The sequence below is a fragment of the Geobacillus sp. CCR genome, assembly GCF_052906625.1.
Map to the genome: position 1 here is coordinate 1 of NZ_JBREBQ010000087.1, position 1,891 is coordinate 1,891.

Here is a 1,891-nt window from a genome sequence, read left to right on the forward strand (position 1 = left end):
CGTGTGCGCCCGGCATGGGTGCAGTCTATAGGGTGAAAGTCCCGAACTGCGAAGGCAGAAGTAGCAGTTAGCTTAACGCAAGGGTGTCTGCGGCGACGCAGAATCTGAAGGAAGCGGGCGGCAAACTTCCGGTCTGAGGAACACGAACTTCATAGGAGGCTGGGTATCATTGGGTGAGTTTGCACGACAAAACGAAGCCCTTTCTGCCGAAGGTGATACCGAGTAAATGAAGCAGATGGATGGAAGGAAAGACTGCACTCTTACCCGGGGAGGTCTGTCCGGGAAGCCAAGTGCGCTTGGCAACCGTTGGAGCGATCCAACGCTGAACGGACAGAAGTCAGCAGAGGTCATAGTACCCGTCTAGCTTAGATAGAAGGGGAAGGACCGAACCATGAAGGAGAACGGCCACTAGGCGTTCATCTTCTTTGATGAAGCAGATAACCCGAAAGGGCCTGCTTGAGGGGGGAAATGGTGAAGTCCATGGGGAACCTCAAGAGGGTGGAGAAGAAGATGGCACAAATAGAACGGACCGTTCACGTAGAGAGGAAGAATCGGAATGTGGATGAAACAGGTAATGTCACGAGAGAATCTCCTGCGAGCACTCAAACAAGTGGAAAAGAATAAAGGGTCCCATGGAACCGATGGAATGTCCGTCAAAGACCTGCGAAGACACCTCGTGGAACATTGGGACGCGATACGGCACGCTTTAGAAGAAGGGACCTACGAACCTTGCCCGGTCCGACGGGTCGAAATCCCGAAACCGAACGGAGGAGTCAGGTTACTAGGAATCCCGACCGTGACAGACCGGTTCATCCAACAGGCCATCGCCCAAGTGCTCACGCCGATCTTTGACCCATCCTTTTCGGAACACAGCTACGGGTTTCGTCCCGGTCGAAGAGGACACGACGCGGTGAAAAAGGCGAAGCAGTATATTCAGGAAGGATATACATGGGTGGTAGATATCGACTTGGAAAAGTTCTTTGATCGAGTCAACCATGACAAACTGATGGGGATATTAGCGAAACGAATTCCAGACAAAATCCTCCTAAAGTTGATACGGAAGTATCTACAGGCAGGGGTCATGATCAACGGGGTGGTCATGGAAACACAAGAGGGGACTCCACAAGGAGGGCCGCTCAGTCCACTCCTGTCCAACATTCTCCTGGATGAGCTGGACAAAGAATTGGAAAAACGAGGGCACAAGTTTGTACGGTATGCGGATGACTGCAATATCTACGTAAGGACGAAGAAGGCCGGGGAACGGGTGATGAAATCGATCACGGCATTCATCGAAAAGAAACTCCGGCTGAAAGTCAACGAAACCAAATCGGCAGTGGATCGTCCGTGGAGGAGAAAATTCCTCGGTTTTAGCTTCACCCCAAGTAAGGAGCCAAAAATCCGAATTGCAAAGGAAAGCATTCGGCGCATGAAGCAAAGGATACGCACCATGACGAGCCGATCGAAACCGATTCCCATGCCCGAACGAATCGAACAGCTCAATCAATACATTCTGGGATGGTGTGGATACTTTTCGCTAGCAGAGACCCCAAGTGTGTTCAAAGAACTAGATGGATGGATTCGACGAAGGCTGCGCATGTGCCAATGGAAAGAGTGGAAACTTCCGAGAACCAGAGTCCGAAAACTGCAAAGTTTAGGAGTGCCCAAGCAGAAAGCATATGAATGGGGAAACACTCGGAAGAAATATTGGAGAGTGGCCGCCAGTCCCATCCTGCATAAAGCCCTTGGCAACTCCTATTGGGAGAGCCAAGGGCTGAAGAGTCTTTATCAACGATATGAATCTCTGCGTCAGACTTAATGGAACCGCCGTATACCGAACGGTACGTACGGTGGTGTGAGAGGACGAGGGTTAGTCACCCTCTCCTACTCGATT

At 51.1% G+C, this 1,891-nt stretch carries 1 protein-coding gene; it reads left to right on the forward strand.

Annotated elements, in window-relative coordinates; all coding sequences use genetic code 11:
• Positions 1 to 556 precede the first annotated feature (556 nt).
• Positions 557 to 1,816 (forward strand): group II intron reverse transcriptase/maturase, encoded by a 1,260-nt coding sequence (ltrA, locus tag ACVBDQ_RS17925; protein ID WP_011230853.1) that lies wholly within the window; start codon positions 557 to 559, stop codon positions 1,814 to 1,816.
• Positions 1,817 to 1,891: the final 75 nt, after the last annotated feature.

Bases quoted from the DNA above. Each gene is read 5' to 3' on its own strand.
- ltrA (WP_011230853.1), top strand. From the start codon at position 557: ATGTGGATGAAACAGGTAATGTCACGAGAGAATCTCCTGCGAGCACTC.